This window comes from Parasynechococcus sp. (genome assembly GCF_045559935.1).
Lineage (GTDB): Bacteria > Cyanobacteriota > Cyanobacteriia > PCC-6307 > Cyanobiaceae > Parasynechococcus.
This window is the reverse complement of the sequence record NZ_JBJLJL010000008.1, coordinates 190117-205797: the sequence shown is the minus strand read 5'-3', so window position 1 is coordinate 205797 and position 15681 is coordinate 190117. Positions and strand designations below refer to the sequence as shown.

General features: G+C 63.8%; 14 protein-coding genes. 4 read left to right on the top strand and 10 right to left on the bottom strand.

Translation table 11 applies throughout. The features are described 5' to 3' along the window. Nucleotides 1-39: 39 nt before the first annotated feature. The 6 genes from ACJ0G7_RS05635 to psbA form a co-directional block, all read right to left on the bottom strand. Nucleotides 40-690: a hypothetical protein gene (locus ACJ0G7_RS05635; RefSeq protein WP_407395389.1), complete on the bottom strand. Its 651-nt coding sequence runs from the start codon at nt 688-690 to the stop codon at nt 40-42. Continuing rightward, nucleotides 690-1769, bottom strand: coding sequence for a hypothetical protein (locus tag ACJ0G7_RS05630; protein WP_407395388.1), 1080 nt, complete (start codon nt 1767-1769; stop codon nt 690-692). The genes ACJ0G7_RS05635 and ACJ0G7_RS05630 overlap by 1 nt, the downstream gene beginning before the upstream one ends. Next, the gene (locus tag ACJ0G7_RS05625; RefSeq protein WP_407395387.1) at nt 1744-2505 is read right to left on the bottom strand and encodes an aspartyl/asparaginyl beta-hydroxylase domain-containing protein; all 762 of its coding nucleotides are present in this window, start codon (nt 2503-2505) and stop codon (nt 1744-1746) included. The genes ACJ0G7_RS05630 and ACJ0G7_RS05625 overlap by 26 nt, the downstream gene beginning before the upstream one ends. Nucleotides 2506-2537: 32 nt before the next feature. After that, nucleotides 2538-3197 carry a TylF/MycF/NovP-related O-methyltransferase gene (locus ACJ0G7_RS05620; protein ID WP_407395386.1) on the bottom strand — a complete coding sequence of 220 codons (660 nt, stop codon included), beginning with the start codon at nt 3195-3197 and terminating at the stop codon, nt 2538-2540. Then, nucleotides 3194-4162, bottom strand: a complete 969-nt coding sequence (locus ACJ0G7_RS05615) for a hypothetical protein (RefSeq protein WP_407395385.1) — start codon at nt 4160-4162, stop codon at nt 3194-3196. The genes ACJ0G7_RS05620 and ACJ0G7_RS05615 overlap by 4 nt, the downstream gene beginning before the upstream one ends. 143 nt (nt 4163-4305) lie before the next feature. Further along, nucleotides 4306-5385, bottom strand: coding sequence for a photosystem II q(b) protein (gene psbA / locus ACJ0G7_RS05610; RefSeq protein WP_043694721.1), 1080 nt, complete (start codon nt 5383-5385; stop codon nt 4306-4308). A gap of 204 nt (nt 5386-5589) precedes the next feature. On the opposite strand from psbA, the gene ACJ0G7_RS05605 reads away from it, so the two are divergent. After that, complete coding sequence (locus ACJ0G7_RS05605; RefSeq protein WP_407395384.1) at nt 5590-7146, top strand: photosystem II high light acclimation radical SAM protein; 1557 nt, start codon at nt 5590-5592, stop codon at nt 7144-7146. Here ACJ0G7_RS05605 and ACJ0G7_RS05600 read toward each other — a convergent pair. The 3 genes from ACJ0G7_RS05600 to ACJ0G7_RS05590 all read right to left on the bottom strand — a co-directional run bounded on the left by ACJ0G7_RS05600 (nt 7086) and on the right by ACJ0G7_RS05590 (nt 9560). After that, nucleotides 7086-7889 carry a CPBP family intramembrane glutamic endopeptidase gene (locus ACJ0G7_RS05600; RefSeq protein WP_253912744.1) on the bottom strand — a complete coding sequence of 268 codons (804 nt, stop codon included), beginning with the start codon at nt 7887-7889 and terminating at the stop codon, nt 7086-7088. The genes ACJ0G7_RS05605 and ACJ0G7_RS05600 overlap by 61 nt on opposite strands. 77 nt (nt 7890-7966) lie before the next feature. Beyond that, complete coding sequence (clpS, locus tag ACJ0G7_RS05595) at nt 7967-8281, bottom strand: ATP-dependent Clp protease adapter ClpS (RefSeq protein ID WP_043694731.1); 315 nt, start codon at nt 8279-8281, stop codon at nt 7967-7969. 52 nt (nt 8282-8333) lie between these two features. Next, on the bottom strand, nt 8334-9560 hold the full coding sequence (locus ACJ0G7_RS05590) for an LL-diaminopimelate aminotransferase (protein WP_043697280.1): 1227 nt from the start codon (nt 9558-9560) through the stop codon (nt 8334-8336). A 53-nt stretch (nt 9561-9613) separates the two neighbouring features. Here ACJ0G7_RS05590 and ACJ0G7_RS05585 point away from each other — a divergent pair, with 53 nt between their 5' ends. The 3 genes from ACJ0G7_RS05585 (at nt 9614) to ACJ0G7_RS05575 (ending at nt 15115) form a co-directional block, all read left to right on the top strand. Beyond that, complete coding sequence (locus ACJ0G7_RS05585) at nt 9614-12283, top strand: TIGR03960 family B12-binding radical SAM protein (RefSeq protein ID WP_407395383.1); 2670 nt, start codon at nt 9614-9616, stop codon at nt 12281-12283. Nucleotides 12284-12541: 258 nt separating this feature from the next. Continuing rightward, the gene (locus ACJ0G7_RS05580) at nt 12542-14506 is read left to right on the top strand and encodes an Rne/Rng family ribonuclease (RefSeq protein ID WP_407395382.1); all 1965 of its coding nucleotides are present in this window, start codon (nt 12542-12544) and stop codon (nt 14504-14506) included. After that, complete coding sequence (locus ACJ0G7_RS05575) at nt 14507-15115, top strand: ribonuclease HII (protein ID WP_043694739.1); 609 nt, start codon at nt 14507-14509, stop codon at nt 15113-15115. On the opposite strand, the gene ACJ0G7_RS05570 is transcribed toward ACJ0G7_RS05575, so the two are convergent. After that, nucleotides 15059-15658 (bottom strand): DUF1997 domain-containing protein, encoded by a 600-nt coding sequence (locus ACJ0G7_RS05570; protein WP_407395381.1) that lies wholly within the window; start codon nt 15656-15658, stop codon nt 15059-15061. The genes ACJ0G7_RS05575 and ACJ0G7_RS05570 overlap by 57 nt on opposite strands. Nucleotides 15659-15681: the final 23 nt, after the last annotated feature.

Genomic DNA, 15681 nt, shown 5'->3' with positions numbered 1-15681 from the left:
GGGTCAATGCCGTTCGTCGAAGGCTACGGGCAAGACTCCTCAGGCGTCTTCCACCACGAAGGACTGGCCGGCCTGAGAGAAGGTCCGGTAAGGGATGAAATTCAGATCCGGCCTCAGCATCCGCAGCTCCTCCAGACCATGCCGGGCCCCGGAACGATCAAAGCGGCTGAAGCAGAAGTAGTGCTCGAAAGCCAGGATCATGCCGTTGGACAGCTTCGGTTCCAGCCAGTTCAGCACCGCTCGGACGGCGCTGAACTGCTGACAGCTGATGCTGGCCAGCGCGATGCGCGATGGCTCGGTGACGGTCGCATCGAGAGCGGTGAGATCCACGCGGCTGATGCGGCAGGCATGCGTCGGGAGACCAGCCAGACGACAGCGTCGCCGGAACCCCCCCTCCGAGATGGTTGCGGTCCCGGCCAGCCAGCGCGGGTGCAGGTCCTGGGCCGTTCGGGCTGCCGGCAGGGGCTCGAAACTGCCCATGGCCCAGATCTGCCGCTGTGTCGGCTGGGAGCGGATGGCGCGCCAGGCCAGGGGCACCTGGCGGAACCGTTCACAGCCGAATTCGGCGAAGTCTCCCTCGATCCTGTTGAAGTGGAGCAAGCGGAACGCGATCGTGAAGAACCCGGCGATCTCGCGATCGTCCTGTCGCCGCTGGGCCAGCGATGCAGCGAGGAAGCGGATTCTCTCCATCAGGGCTCGGTCTGCGGCCGCATCGTGCCGGGTTTCACCTCGATCGACTGCAGCAGCTCCAATCCCTCGCGCAGGGTCGTCTGCCAGTCCCTTCCCCGGCGCCGGATCAGGCGTGTGTTGGGGTAGAAGGGCGATCGCTCCCGATGATCCGGCCAGGTGGTGACGCTTTCATCGTCAAGCACCACGACACAGGGGATTCCCAGCGCTCCTGCCAGGTGGGCTGTGGTGTTGCTGATGGTGAGCACCCGGCGCACGGAGGCGATCTGACCGGCATAGCCATCAAGGTCCAGGAACTGATTCACAGGTCGTGAGGTGCGGATCGGCCTGCCGCTCCGTTGAGCGAGCATTCTGCGGCCGGCGGCCCGCTCGCGGTACTGCAGCGATTGAATCCGTCCCTGCACCGTTCTCAGCACCTCGGCCCAGTCGTCGAGATCCGGCAGGTTCTTGTACATCGCCTTCGAATACCAGGAGATGCCCAGGCCGCGGCGCTCGGTCTGGGGCGATGGCGGTGGCGTGAGCGGCAGAAAGCCATTGCGGATGCTTTCCTCATCGCGACCGTAGAAGTAGGCGAGTTGCTCGTAACTGGTGACGGGCATGCGCAGCTTGGGGTCGATCTCCGAGATCTCGCTGATGAAGCGCACGGCAGGAAAACTGCGCTCGAACAGAGGAACCAGTCGTTCTTCGGTCAGAACCACCACGACCGGGACCTCCTGAACTGCCCGGGCAGCCAGGTGCACCTGGCGCAGTTCATCGCCGAGATCCCTCAGCCGACGTTGCACGAACAATCCCTCGACGCGCTGGCGCGGACCCCGCCACGGCTGTCCGGAGCCTGGATTCTCCAGTTCGGAGATCTGGTGGAACGTGCGCCAGGCCTCCTTGTAGTACCCGAAGCGCTCCATCTTGTTGGCGCTTTCACGCATGCTGCGCAGATCCCCGACCGATCGCGCCAGTGCGGCCTGTTCCGCATGCCAGCAGAGATTGTTGAAACTGATCCGCTGGACCGGCCTCGGCGGACGGAACCGTTGGATCAGTCGTCTTCCGATGCCATTCAGCTCAGGCGGCACCGGCGGTTTCCTCACCAGGGTCACTTTTCAGAAGCGCGCGTTGGCGCATGCACTGCATGTGCTGCCAGAGCTGGGCTCCCCAGAGGAACAGCCATCCAAGTCCGACCAGCCAGAACGGCTGGTCGTGGCGAAACACGTCGAACAGCAGCACCACCCGTGGCTGATCCGACCGGTTCACGGCCGAATGCAGGAACGTGTCATCCCACAGCAGGCCTTCACCTTCATGGAGGTGATAGGTCGTTCCATCGATGAGCAGTTCGCAGGAGGTCCGCCCATCCGCGAGTGTCTGCACATAGAGCGGCAGGTGGTAGCGCCATACGCCCTTGAACGGTCCTCGGTGGGGGCGGAGCACCTTGCCGGGAGGGAACAGGCTCACCGCTGCGGAGACAACATCGCGATGGCGCGCCAGAAAACTCCTCAGGGTGGGGATCAGGGCCTGATTGGCGGGGTAGTCGTAGCCGTAACCGCGGAGCGGCAGCATGCCCCAGACCTTCCGGTCGAATTCATAGAGCGTCCGCTGCTGCTCCATGATTTCGTGGTTCGCCGGCAGGCGACCGGAGAGTGCCACCTCCAGGGTTTCACGACGGATGTCGGTGTACGCGTGCTGCAGTTCTCCGCTGGCGGGGAAGTGAGCCGACGTGTTCACCACCGGCGGGTTCTTCAGCCCCTGCTCGTAGCACCAGCGTGTCAGCTCCCTCCAGAATCTGTAATTCCAGGGGCCCCAGCGGAGCAGCGTCTTCCGCACCTGCATGGCTCAGATTGGGCTGAAGCTTGGCATGCGCGTCATGCAAAGCGTTCGGCAACCAGAAAGGATGCTCCGGTGAGACCGAAGCTCCGATACGGGTGGAACTGGAATGCGTCGTTGATCTGCGAGAACTGATCCAGCGCTGCCTGATCCCCTGAACGATGAAAGCGTGACCAGGCGAAATGGTTCTCAAAGGCAACCAGCATCCCCTGCTTCAGGCGGGGTGCAAGGCACTGCAGAACGGAGCTGACGCTGCTGTGCAGCGGGCAGTTGATGTAGGCGAAGGAGATGTTCTCCGGCAGCCTCTCCGGTGCCAGATGGGGCAGCTGTTCCCACGTCGCCCGCACGACCGTGCGCGCGCCTGCAGGAATGCCGGCCCGGCGGCAGAGACGCCTGAACTGTTCCTCGCTGGTTTGGCGTTCACCTTCGCTCCAGCGTGGGTGCAGATCGCGGAAGCCCTTTGGAGCCGGAATGCCGCGGAAGCTGTCGATGGCCCAGAGGTGGCGGTGAGTCTCTAGATCACGGCTGAAGCGATGGGCCAGTCGGAAGGTCTGTGCCCTGTCGCAGCCGAATTCCACGTAATCACCGTCGATCCCGTTGAACTCCAGCAGATGCATCGCATCCTGAAGAAACGTCCGTCGTGACGCCTCGTGCCGTCGGCGGCAGTTCTGCCTCTCCAGCCAGCGCCGCAGCCTCATCGGATCTCTGAATCGATCATCGCGAGCAACTGTGCCCGGCCAGCCAGCAGCGCCTCCCGCCAGGTCCCCTGTTCCCGGCGGATCAATCGGCAGTGGGGGTAGAAGGGCGTGGTGGTGGCCTCATAGGGCCAGGTGGTCACGATGCCGTTGTCCAGCACCACCACACTGGGGATGCCGAGGGCGCCTGCCATGTGGGCTGTGGTGTTGCTGATGGTCAGGACACCGCGGACTCCAGCCACCTGGGCGGCGAATTGATCCAGGTGTTTCTTCTGGTTGACCCGACGCCCCCTCTTAATCGGCCGTCCCGCCTGGGCGCTGAGCTGTTGGAATTTTGCGTCCTGCTCGCGGTACTGCAGGGACTGGATCCGGCCAGGCAAGTCGGACAGCACGTGGGCCCAGTCGTCGATGCAGGGGAGGGATTTGCCGATGGCTCTGGAGTACCAGGCAATGCCGATGCCCTGTGCTGGTTCTTGGGCGTCCGGAGGGACCAGCGGCAGAAAGGATGTTCGGATCGCCTCGTCATCGGTGCCGTACCAGTAGGCGAGTCTCTCCTGAGCAGCCATGTGGCTGAAGCTTGCCGGATCCAGTGGCTGCGTTCTGTCCACGAACTCCACGCTCGGGAAGCTTCTCTGCAGCAGAGGGATCAGCCGCGCCTCAACGCGCGCGGTGACCTGCCGAACGTCGCGGGCGGCATGGGCGACGAACCGGATGATGCGCAGCTCGTCTCCAAGATCTCGTGTGCGCTCCAGGATCAGCAGTCGATTGCAGGGGTGCTGCGGCCCCTGCCAGATCGGCAGAGTCAGCTCCGTCTGCCCTTCCGTGCAGGCAGCCAGTGATTTCCACGCTTCCCGGTAGCAGCTGCCGCGTTCGAAGCGGTTGCCCACGTAGCGAAGACAGTTCCAGTCTTTCTCCCAGATTCCCCGGCGCATGCGATCCGCGATGCGACTGGCAGTCCGATAGTCCATCCAACCTGTTTGATGCAGAGACAATCGCACGAGGCGGACCCGTTGCTGTCACAACAAAAAGCCCCCACCTTGCGGTGAGGGCTTTCCGATTCAGTTGATCTGAATCGTTTGGTCTGTTCCAGAAGGAACAGGTTGATTCCAGATCAACCGATGGCAGGTGCCTGCAGAGCCACAGGAGTGGACTCAGCAGCAGCCAGGTCGAGGGGGAAGTTGTGAGCGTTGCGCTCGTGCATCACTTCCATGCCGAGGCCGGCACGGTTCAACACGTCGGCCCAGGTGTTCAGGACGCGGCCCTGACCATCAAGGATGGACTGGTTGAAGTTGAAGCCGTTCAGGTTGAAGGCCATGGTTGACACGCCCAGGGCGGTGAACCAGATGCCGACAACAGGCCAGGCAGCCAGGAAGAAGTGAAGGCTACGGCTGTTGTTGAAGGAGGCGTATTGGAAGATCAGGCGACCGAAGTAACCGTGGGCAGCCACGATGTTGTAGGTCTCTTCCTCTTGGCCGAACTTGTAGCCGTAGTTCTGGGACTCGGTCTCGGTGGTTTCACGCACCAGGGAGGAGGTCACCAGGGAGCCGTGCATGGCGGAGAACAGGGATCCACCGAACACACCTGCGACGCCCAGCATGTGGAAGGGGTGCATCAGGATGTTGTGCTCAGCCTGGAACACCAGCATGTAGTTGAAGGTTCCAGAGATGCCCAGGGGCATGGCGTCAGAGAAGGAGCCCTGACCGAAGGGGTAGACCAGGAAGACAGCAGAGGCTGCAGCGACAGGTGCGCTGTAGGCAATGCAGATCCAGGGGCGCATGCCCAGGCGGTAGGAGAGTTCCCACTCGCGGCCCATGTAGGCGTAGATGCCGATCAGGAAGTGGAAGACAACCAGCTGGAAAGGACCGCCGTTGTACAGCCACTCATCGAGGGATGCAGCTTCCCAGATGGGATAGAAGTGCAGGCCGATGGCGTTGGAGGAGGGAACAACAGCACCGGAGATGATGTTGTTGCCGTAGATCAGGGAGCCAGCGACAGGCTCGCGGATGCCATCGATGTCGACCGGAGGAGCGGCGACGAAGGCGATGACGAAACAGATGGTGGCAGCCAGCAGGGTGGGGATCATCAGCACACCGAACCAACCGACATACAGACGGTTGTTGGTGGAGGTAACCCACTCGCAGAAGGACTGCCAACTAGAAGCGCCGGAGCGCTGCTGGATGGTGGTGGTCATGAGAACGGAAAGAAGTGCCCCCGAAGGGACGGTTTAAGGAAGGGCAGGGATGCCCTGCCTCCACCCAATGTAACGGAAGTTTGCGGTGTGTATCGCCGGCTTTATGAAGTTGATGTGAAGTCAGCTTGAGCCCCGCCGGCGGATGCGCTTGTTAGCGTCCCGGAACGCCTTGCAGCATCAGCGTTGTCGCCACAACAGGAACGGGTGCTGCTTGTGCGGCTGCCCTGCAATCCCATCTTCCCGATCGGGCCGATTTACCTCGCGGACCATCTCCACAAGTGTTTTCCGGAGATGCCGCAGCGGATCCTCGATCTCGCCGCCCTTCCGGTGCTGGACGTGCGGCGGGTGCTGCTCCAGACGATCGATCAGTTCCGCCCATCGCTGCTGGTGTTCTCCTGGCGGGACATTCAGATCTATGCCCCGGTGGATGGCCGCGGAGGCAATCCGCTGCAGAACTCATTCGAGGTCTTCTATGCCCGCAACCCGCTGAAGCGTCTGCACGGTGCTCTCGGTGGCCTGCGGCTGATGACCAGTCATTACGGCGAACTGCACCGCAACCAGAGCCTGGTGAGTCAGGGTCTCAAGCGAGCCCGCCGCCATCAACCGTCAGCCCGTGCGGTTCTGGGCGGAGGTGCGGTCAGCGTTTTCTACGAACAGCTCGGACGGTCTCTGCCGAAGGGAACGATCGTGTCCGTTGGGGAAGGGGAGCCGCTTCTGGAAAAGCTGCTTCTGGGTCAGTCCCTTGAGGCGGAACGCTGCTTTGTGGTGGGCGATCCACCCCGCCCCGGTCTGATCCATGAACAGCCGGAGAGCCGTCCGAAAACGGCCTGCGATTACGACTACATCGCCTCGATCTGGCCTCAGCTCACCTGGTACCTCGAAGGCGGTGATTTCTACGTCGGCGTGCAGACCAAGCGGGGATGCCCCCACAACTGCTGTTACTGCGTTTACACCGTTGTGGAAGGAAAGCAGGTGCGACTCAACCCCGTGGAGGAGGTGGTGAAGGAAATGCGCCAGCTCTACGACCGGGGTGTGCGCGGTTTCTGGTTCACCGATGCCCAGTTCATCCCGGCACGCCGCTACATCGAGGACGCCAAGGAACTGCTGCGGGCGATCAAGGCCGAGGGGCTCACAGGCATCCGCTGGGCCGCTTACATCCGTGCCGACAACCTGGATCCCGAGCTGGCACAGCTGATGGTGGAGACCGGCATGAGTTATTTCGAGATCGGCATCACCTCGGGCTCTCAGGAGCTCGTGCGCAAGATGCGCATGGGCTACAACCTGCGCACCGTTCTGGAGAGCTGCCGGATGCTGGCCGATGCCGGTTTCCGGGATCACGTCTCGGTGAATTACTCCTTCAACGTGATCGACGAACGACCCGAGACCATCCGCCAGACCGTGGCGTATCACCGTGAACTTGAGGCGATCTTCGGGGCAGACCGGGTTGAGCCGGCCATCTTCTTCATCGGCCTGCAGCCCCACACCCACCTGGAGCAGTACGGCTTCGAGCAGGGTCTGATCAAGCCTGGCTACAACCCGATGAGCATGATGCCCTGGACGGCTCGGAAGCTTCTCTGGAATCCGGAGCCGATGGGCAGCACCTTCGGGCGTGTGTGCCTGGAGGCCTTCGATCGCAATCCCGGCGATTTCGGCCGCACCGTGATGAGCCTGCTGGAACGGGATTACGGCGTTGCACCGCTTCAGGACTCCCTGCGGGCTCCTGTGTCAGGTCGTGCTGCTTTGGCGACAGCCGTGAGCTGACGGTTCAGCACCACCGTCAGGCTTGCTGCCGCCACAAGACCGCCGAGGGGATTCGGGTTCAGGCCGCCAGGACCGACCAGCCAGGCAGGAGCATCCGGTGACAGCTGCAGCAGGCTGCTCTGCAGCAGGAACCATCCCCCCACAAGTCCGCCGTGCAGGCCGATGGATCCCCACAGCGATCCCCCATCCAGCTGCCGTTGCACCGCCAGCACCAGACCGAGAACAAACAGTCCGCTCAGCAGTCCGAGCATCGGCCAGACACCGAGGTTGAAGCGGGTGTGCACCAGGCTGAAGCATGCCGCCTGGGCCAGCACACCGCCGGTCGAGCCAAGCAGCTGATTCAGTTCCTCCCAGAGCCAGGCCCGGAAGATCAGCTCCTCCGCCAGTCCCACACCGATCGCGAGCAGCAGGGCATTGAGACAGCGCCCCAGCGACCATTCCCCAAGCCAGTGTCCCCAGCTGCCCGCCAGCACCGGGATCACCACCAGCAGCAGCAAGCCCCCGGCCAGACCGGTGCCGCGCAGCCAGGCGACCGGCGGAGCCGGTCGTCCGCCCTGCCCACCTCCGCTGAGGCCCAAAGCCCGCCAGCCATTGCGGGCCCCCCAGCGCAGACGGCTCCAACGGGGAAGCAGGAGCACGAACAGCAGGAAGCTGATCAGGGTTCCGATCAGGGCCAGATGTTCGGGCGTGAGCCCGAACGGTTCCAACGGCCGAACGGCGATCCATCCCAGGCCGTAGAGCACGGGGATCAGCAGAAGGGTGGGAAGTCCTTTCGGTTTGAGCTGAATCAGGGAATCCAGCAGCGTCAGAGGGATGCGGCTCAGCTTTCCGGTTCGATCGTGCTGGTGAGCCCCTTGGCCTTGAGGGTTTCGCAGTAGAACTCCGCCGGCTCCAGATCACAGACGATCACAAGGCCGACGCCAGTGTTGTGGGCTTCCATCATCACCGCCATGGCGTCCTGTTCGCTCAACTGGGGTACCACCTGCTGCAGGGTGGTGACCACGTATTCCATGGTGTTCACCGGATCGTTGTGCAGCAGCACCTTGTAGCGGGGGGATTGCTTGCGCACCCGCTCGGGAGCTTTCTCCATCACCGCAGCGCCGCCGGGGCTGCGGCTGGGGGTCTCCACCGCCATGGCCTGATAAATCGGCTGGTTTAAACCTAAAGGAATCCGAAACACAGCGCTGTCAAAGAGCCTTGATGCGAGCCATGGCGTCATCCACGTTGGCGCGGCTGTTGAAGGCAGACAGGCGGAAGTAGCCCTCACCCGCCGCTCCGAAGCCGCTGCCAGGGGTGCCCACCACATTGGCCTTGTTGAGCAGGTGATCGAAGAAGCCCCAGGAGTCCATGCCCTCCGGGGTCTTGATCCACACGTAGGGCGCATGCTCCCCGCCGTAGATGGTGAGCCCTGCGCTGCTGAGCTCATGCCGGATGATCGCGGCGTTCTCCATGTAGAAGCTCACCAGCGCCTTCACTTCTGCCTGACCGGCGTCGGAGTACACGGCTTCGGCGCCGCGCTGGATGATGTAGCTGACGCCGTTGAACTTGGTGCTCTGTCGGCGGTTCCACAGGCCCCAGAGCTCCACGTCCTCACCGTTGGCGGCCTTGCCCTTCAGGCCTTTGGGCACCACGGTGAAGGCACAGCGGGTTCCCGTGAAGCCGGCGTTCTTGGAGAAGGAGCGGAATTCGATGGCGCAGTCGCGCGCACCCTCGATCTCAAAGATGGAGTGCGGCAGGGCCGGATCCTGGATGAAGGCCTCATAGGCCGCATCGAACAGGATCAGGGCCCCGTTGCTGCGGGCGTAGTCGACCCAGGCCTTCAGCTGCTCCCGGGTGGCCACCGCTCCGGTGGGATTGTTGGGGAAGCACAGATAGATCAGATCCACCGGTTCGCTGGGAATCTGAGCGGCGAAGCCGTTGTCGGCGCTGATCGGCAGGTAGGTGAGCCCGGCGTAGCGGCCCTCATCCCCGGCATCACCGGTGCGACCTGCCATCACGTTGGTGTCCACATACACCGGGTAGACCGGATCGGTCACGGCGATGCGGTTGCCCTCCCCGAGGATGTCGAGGATGTTGCTGCTGTCGCATTTGGAGCCGTCGGAGACAAAGATCTCGTCGGCACTGATCTCGCACCCGCGGGCCTGGAAATCGTGCTTGGCAATGGCCTCCCGCAGCCAGCCGTATCCCTGTTCGGGGCCATAGCCGTGGAAGCCTTCGGCGGTTCCCATGGCATCGATGGCTGACTTCATCGCTTCGCGACAAGCCAGGGGCAACGGCTCGGTCACATCGCCGATGCCGAGGCGGATCAGGGCGGCATCAGGATTGGCGGCACTGAAGGCCTTCACGCGACGACCGATCTCGGGAAACAGGTAGCCCGCCTTGAGCTTGAGGTAATTGCCGTTGACCTGCACCACGGAACCTGAGGAGCTTCTGTCGGGGCATCTTGCCTTGCCAGCAGCTCCATACGATGCATCCAGGAGTGAGGACATCCGCCGTGGTTGTGTCTGCCTTGGATCACCCGGTTGATTTCCATGCGCTGGTGGACAGCGGCATCAACAAGCCGGCCCGGTACATGGGGCACGAGCTGGGGGTGGAACCACGGGACTGGTCGTCCGCCTCCGTGCGGTGGGCTCTCACGTATCCCGAGATCTACGAGGTGGGCTCCAGCAACCTCGGTCACATCATTCTCTATTCGATCCTCAATGCCGTTCCCGGGCAGCTGTGTGATCGGGCCTATCTCCCTGCCGGGGATCTGGCGAGTCGGCTGCGGGAGCGACAGCAGGCGTTGTTCGCGGTCGAGAGCCGACGCCCACTGCCGGCCTTCGACATCCTCGGTTTCAGCCTCAGTTACGAACTCGGCGCCACCAACATCCTCGAGATGCTGGATCTCTGCCGGTTGCCGATCCGAGCGGAGGATCGCGGCGATCTGCCGCTCAGCGATCCGGCCGCGCCACCACTGATCTTTGCCGGCGGTCCCACGGCCACCAGCAACCCGGAGCCCTACGCCCCGTTCTTCGATTTCATCGCTCTCGGTGATGGTGAGGAGCTGCTGCCGGAGATCGGGCTGGTGGTGGCCCAGGCCAAGGCGGCTGGGTCGCGACGTTCCGAGCTGCTGCGGGATCTGGCACAGGTGCCTGGGGTCTACGTCCCGGCGCTCTATGCCCCCGGAGCCGATGGCGTCACCCTCGAACCACTGCATCCGGAACTGCCACCGCGTGTTCTGCGCCGCGTGGCCACACCGATGCCCCATTACGCCATGGGTCTGGTGCCCCATGTGGAGACGGTGCATGACCGGCTCACGGTGGAGATCCGCCGCGGCTGCACCCGCGGCTGCCGGTTCTGCCAGCCCGGGATGCTCACCCGACCGGCCCGGGATGTGGAGCCCGAGGCGGTGATCGAGGCCGTGGAGACCGGCATGAAGCAGACGGGTTACAGCGATTTCTCGCTGCTGTCGCTGAGCTGCAGCGATTACCTGGCCCTGCCGGCCGTGGGCGTGGAGCTGCGCAACCGTCTGGCGGATCAGAACGTGACGCTGCAGCTGCCCAGCCAACGGGTGGATCGGTTTGATCAGGACATCGCCCACATCCTCGGAGGCACGCGGCAGGCCGGCCTCACCTTCGCCCCGGAAGCGGGCACCCAGCGGCTGCGCGACATCGTCAACAAGGGACTGACGGATGACGACCTGCTCAACGGCATCCGTACCGCCATGGAGAACGGTTACCGCAAGGTGAAGCTCTACTTCATGATCGGTCTGCCGGGGGAGACCGACGCCGATGTGCTCGGCATCGCCGAGACCTGCGTGATGTTGCAGCAGCGCTGCCGTGATCTGGGTCGGCTGAACCTCAACATCACCATCAGCAACTTCACGCCCAAGCCCCATACCCCGTTTCAGTGGCACAGCGTCTCAACGGCGGAGTTCGAACGTCGTCAGCAGCTGTTGCGGGATGCCTTCCGGCGCCTGCGAGGGCTGAAGGTGAACTACACCGACGTGCGGCTCTCGGCCATGGAGGACTTCGTGGGCCGCAGCGATCGCCGTCTGGCCCCTGTGATTGAAGCCGCCTGGCGGGCTGGGGCCGGGATGGATGCCTGGTTTGAATCGCTTGATCGCACCTACGCGGCCTGGACCGGGGCGATCGCCGAGGCGGGTCTGGAAGGCCGGTACCGCCAGATGGAAGTGGGCGGCTGGAGCGCGGTGGCGGCACTGGACCGGGACGACCTCGACAGCTTCTGCCGGCAGCCGCTTCCCTGGGATCACATCGACACCGGCATTGACAAGACATGGCTGGCGGAGGATCTCAAGCGAGCCCTGGCTGCGGCGGTGGTCCCTGACTGCTCGTTCGAGGGCTGCAGCAGCTGCGGCGTCTGCGGTCCGGATCTGGGCCACAACGTGGTCGTTCCTCCACCGCAGGTGCCCACGCAGGTTCCCACCAAGGCACCACCGAGTGCACGGGTCTGCCGGCTCCGTATCCGTTTCGCCAAGACCGGTTCCATGGCCCTGCTCAGCCATCTGGACCTGGTGCGGATGCTGGAGCGTGCCCTGCGCCGCAGCGGACTTCCGATCAGCTTCACCGGCGGTTTTCATCCTCTGCCACGCCTTCAGATGGCTCTGGCGCTTCCCCTCGGGGCGGAAGCCCATGGCGAATGGATGGATATGGAGTTCAGCGAACCTCTGGACTCCGGGACCTTCCAACAGACCTTGCAGCCTCTCATTCCCCAGGAGATCCGGTTGCTGCAGGTCAGCGACGTGCCGGTCAGTGGTCCCAGCCTGTCCCAGCAGATCCGGGCGGCGGTGTGGAGTTTCGATCTCCTGAGGCCCGCCCTCCCGCACGACCATGACGCCCCGTCGGATTGGTCATCGGCCCTCTCGGCTCTGATCGCTTCCGAGCAGTTGATCTGGCATGACACCGACAAGAAGGGCCGGCCGCGCCAGCGGGACTGCCGGCCAGCACTCAGGAGCCTGAAGCCGCTCGGCGAGCCAGGCGGTGAACGCATTCGCCTGCGGCTCGAGGCGGAGGTGGATCCGATGGGCCGCAGTCTCCGCCCGGCACAGATCCAGCATTGGCTGTCGGAGCAGCTGGGGGTGGGGCTGGAGCTGCGAGCGCTCTGCCGGGATGAGCTGCAGCTGGTGCAGTGCTAGTTTGTTCCGAGGACGACCAAATGCATTCCCTGCATTTCGTTGCTCCCGGTCTTTTTTGATCCATTCAGGACACAAGACCCCAATGCTCTAGCGGCGGTCTGAATGCTCTGACCGGAACCGCGAGCCTGGAAACAGAGGAGTTCCGACTCCGCACTATTTCTGCCGATCCGGCGTTTTTCCTTTCATCACCCGATGCAGATCGTCTGATGACGACTGATCGGTTCCGAGGTCCATCAAGGGCTCCTATTCCGTTTGTTTATGCCCCAGCAAATTGTCATCGCGGAGCAGCTGCGTATCGCAGCGGTGCTGTCCGATGAGCGCGTCGATGAGCTGATTGTTGCCCAGGGCCGTTATCAGATAGGCGATGTTTATCTCGGCACTGTTGAAAATGTTCTCCCGGGAATTGATGCGGCTTTCGTCAATATCGGAGAGAGTGAGAAAAACGGCTTCATCCATGTCACCGATCTGGGGCCACTGCGCCTGAAGAAGGGGGCTGCCGGCATCACCGAACTGCTGGAACCGCGCCAGAAGGTGCTCGTTCAGGTGATGAAGGAGCCGACAGGAACGAAGGGGCCCAGGCTCACCGGCAACCTTGCCCTGCCGGGTCGGTATCTGGTGCTGCAACCCCACGGCCAGGGCGTCAACATCTCCAGGCGGATCAGCGCGGAGACGGAGCGCAACCGGCTGCGGGCACTCGGTGTGCTGATCAAGCCGCCTGGAGCGGGTCTCCTGATCAGGACCGAGGCGGAGGGCATCAGTGACGAGCTGCTCATCGACGATCTCGAGGCCTTGCTGCGCCAGTGGGAGGCGATTCAGCAGGCCGCTGAGACCGCCAGCCCTCCTGTGCTGCTCAACCGGGATGAGGACTTCATCCACCGGATCCTGCGGGACCACATGGGCCCGGATCTGGCCAGGGTCGTCGTCGATGATCCCGCTGCGGTCGAGAGGGTGACGGGATTTCTCGGTGCTGATGGCAGCACCGTTCTGGTGGAGGCTCACAGCGAGCCAGACGAGCTGCTGGAGCACTACAAAGTCAACGCCGCTATCCGGGATGCCCTGAAGCCAAGGGTTGATTTGCCATCGGGTGGATACGTGATCATCGAGCCCACCGAGGCTCTGACGGTGATCGATGTCAACTCCGGCTCGTTCACCCGTTCTGCGAACGCCCGCGAAACGGTGCTGTGGACCAACTGCGAGGCGGCCATTGAGATCGCCCGTCAGCTGAAGCTGCGCAACATCGGCGGCGTGATCATCATCGATTTCATCGATATGGATTCGCGGCGCGATCAGCTGCAGCTGCTCGAGCACTTCACGGGGGCGGTTCGTGATGACGCGGCTCGGCCGCAGATTGCTCAGCTCTCTGAACTGGGACTGGTGGAGCTCACCCGCAAGCGCCAGGGCCAGAACATCTATGAACTCTTCGGTCGTGCCTGCCCAAGCTGCGGCGGCCTCGGTCATGTCGCTGTGCTGCCGGGCAAGGATCTGCTGCAGCCGCTGGCCACCGCGAGCGGTCTGGTGCGGTCCGCCGCCTCCGCCCGCGCTGAGGTGCTTTCCCCAGCCGAGGGAGGCAACGGCCGTCGACGCCGGGGTGGCCGTGGACGCAGTGGGCCGGACACGACGCCAGTGGTCGCAGCTGCGGGCGCGGAGACCGTGGTCAGCGATGAGAACGGTGTTGACGATTCCCAGGAGGACACGCAGAACACAGCGGCCACCCGTCGCCCCGAGCCCGAGCTGGTGGCGGTGCCGATGACGGCGGAGCAGCAGGAGGTTTACGGCTGGCTGGGGCTCAATCCGGCTCTGTTGCTGGAGTCTCCGCCGGAGTCGGACAACGTTCTGGTGCGGGTGGTGAGCCCGGGAGAGGATCCTGAAGCGGTGCTCGAGGAAGCGCGTCAGCAGCTGGCCGCCAGCTCAGGTCGCCGGCGACGGCGCGGGCGTGGAGGCCGCGGATCCGGCCGCAATGGTCAGTCGGCTCCGGTGGCGGTGAGTGAACAGGAGTCGTCCGTCCCGGACAGGGTTTCGTCTGAAGCCGAGCCGGAAACGGCGCCGCTGATGGTGGAGATCACCCCCCTGGAGATCACCCCGCAGGTGCTGCCTGAGCAGGAGTTGCCTTCCGTTGAGCCGGAGATCGCTGCCATCGCGGTTGCAGAAGAGGAGAAACCGGAGGAGGAGCTGGAGGAACCCCGCCGCCGCCGGCGGCGCTCATCAGCGACGGCATCCAGCTGAGTGGTCGATGCCGGCGATGACCCGATTCCTTCGGGATCGGCGATCGCCGGCATCGATGAAGTCGGTCGTGGCTGTCTGTTCGGCCCTGTCTTTGCGGCGGCTGTGGTGCTCGATGGGGAGGCCGCTGACACCCTGCAGGCCGCTGGCCTGACGGACAGCAAGAAACTCACGCCGCGGCGCCGGGCCGCCCTTGTTCCCAGGATTGAAGAGCGCAGCCTGGCCTGGGCTCTCGGTCAGGCCTCGGCGCGTGAGATCGATGGAATGGGCATCCGTGGGGCCACGGAGCTGGCCATGCTGCGGGCCCTGCAGCGGCTTCCCTCTCGCCCTGAGCTTGTGCTGGTGGATGGCACCCTGCCTCTGCGCTTATGGACCGGACCTCAGCGCACCGTGGTGCGAGGGGACAGCCGATCAGCGGCGATCGCGGCCGCCAGTGTGATCGCCAAGGAAGCCAGGGATGCCTTGATCCGACGGTTGGCGGTTCGTTTCAGGGGGTATGGCCTGGAGAAGCATGTCGGGTACGGCACGGCTCTGCACCGTGAGGCTCTGCTGGCCTCAGGGCCCACCGCTCTGCATCGCCGCAGTTTCCTGACGCGCCTGCTGAAGAGCTGAGTTGCCCGCATCGGTCTCCCGGCACCAGCGGCGGAAATCAGCCATCAGCTGCTGGCCCACCCGGGCCTTGATGCCCACCAGGATGCCTTTGAGAAGCGATTCCCCGGTCGTCTCCAGTGCACGGCGGGGCACCAGCCTGAGCAGCGGCGGCTGACTGACACTCACCGACAGCCTGGCGTCGCCGCAGAGGCCCCGGGGTGTCGCTTTAAGGATGGCTTCGAGGCTGAGCTGAAAGTCATCCACCAGACCCAGCCCTTCCAGTTCGCAGTCAACGGCGCGCATCTGCAGGCAGGAGGGATCAGCCTCGATCTGCAGGCAGACGATCGGTTTCACCTGCAGCTGGAACACCTGAAGGCTCGTGACCACGTAGCGATAACGACCGGGGCTGAGCCTGGTGAGCTGATGGGCATCCAGCAGTGCTGCGAGCAGGCGTTCCTCCTGCTGCAGGTAATTCGGCAGCCGCTCGGCATGACGCTTGACAGGGAGATCAAGCTGCTGACTGGCTTTGAAGGCCAGAGGCATGAACATCACCTGACGCGGCATGATCCTATCGAGTCCCAGCCTTT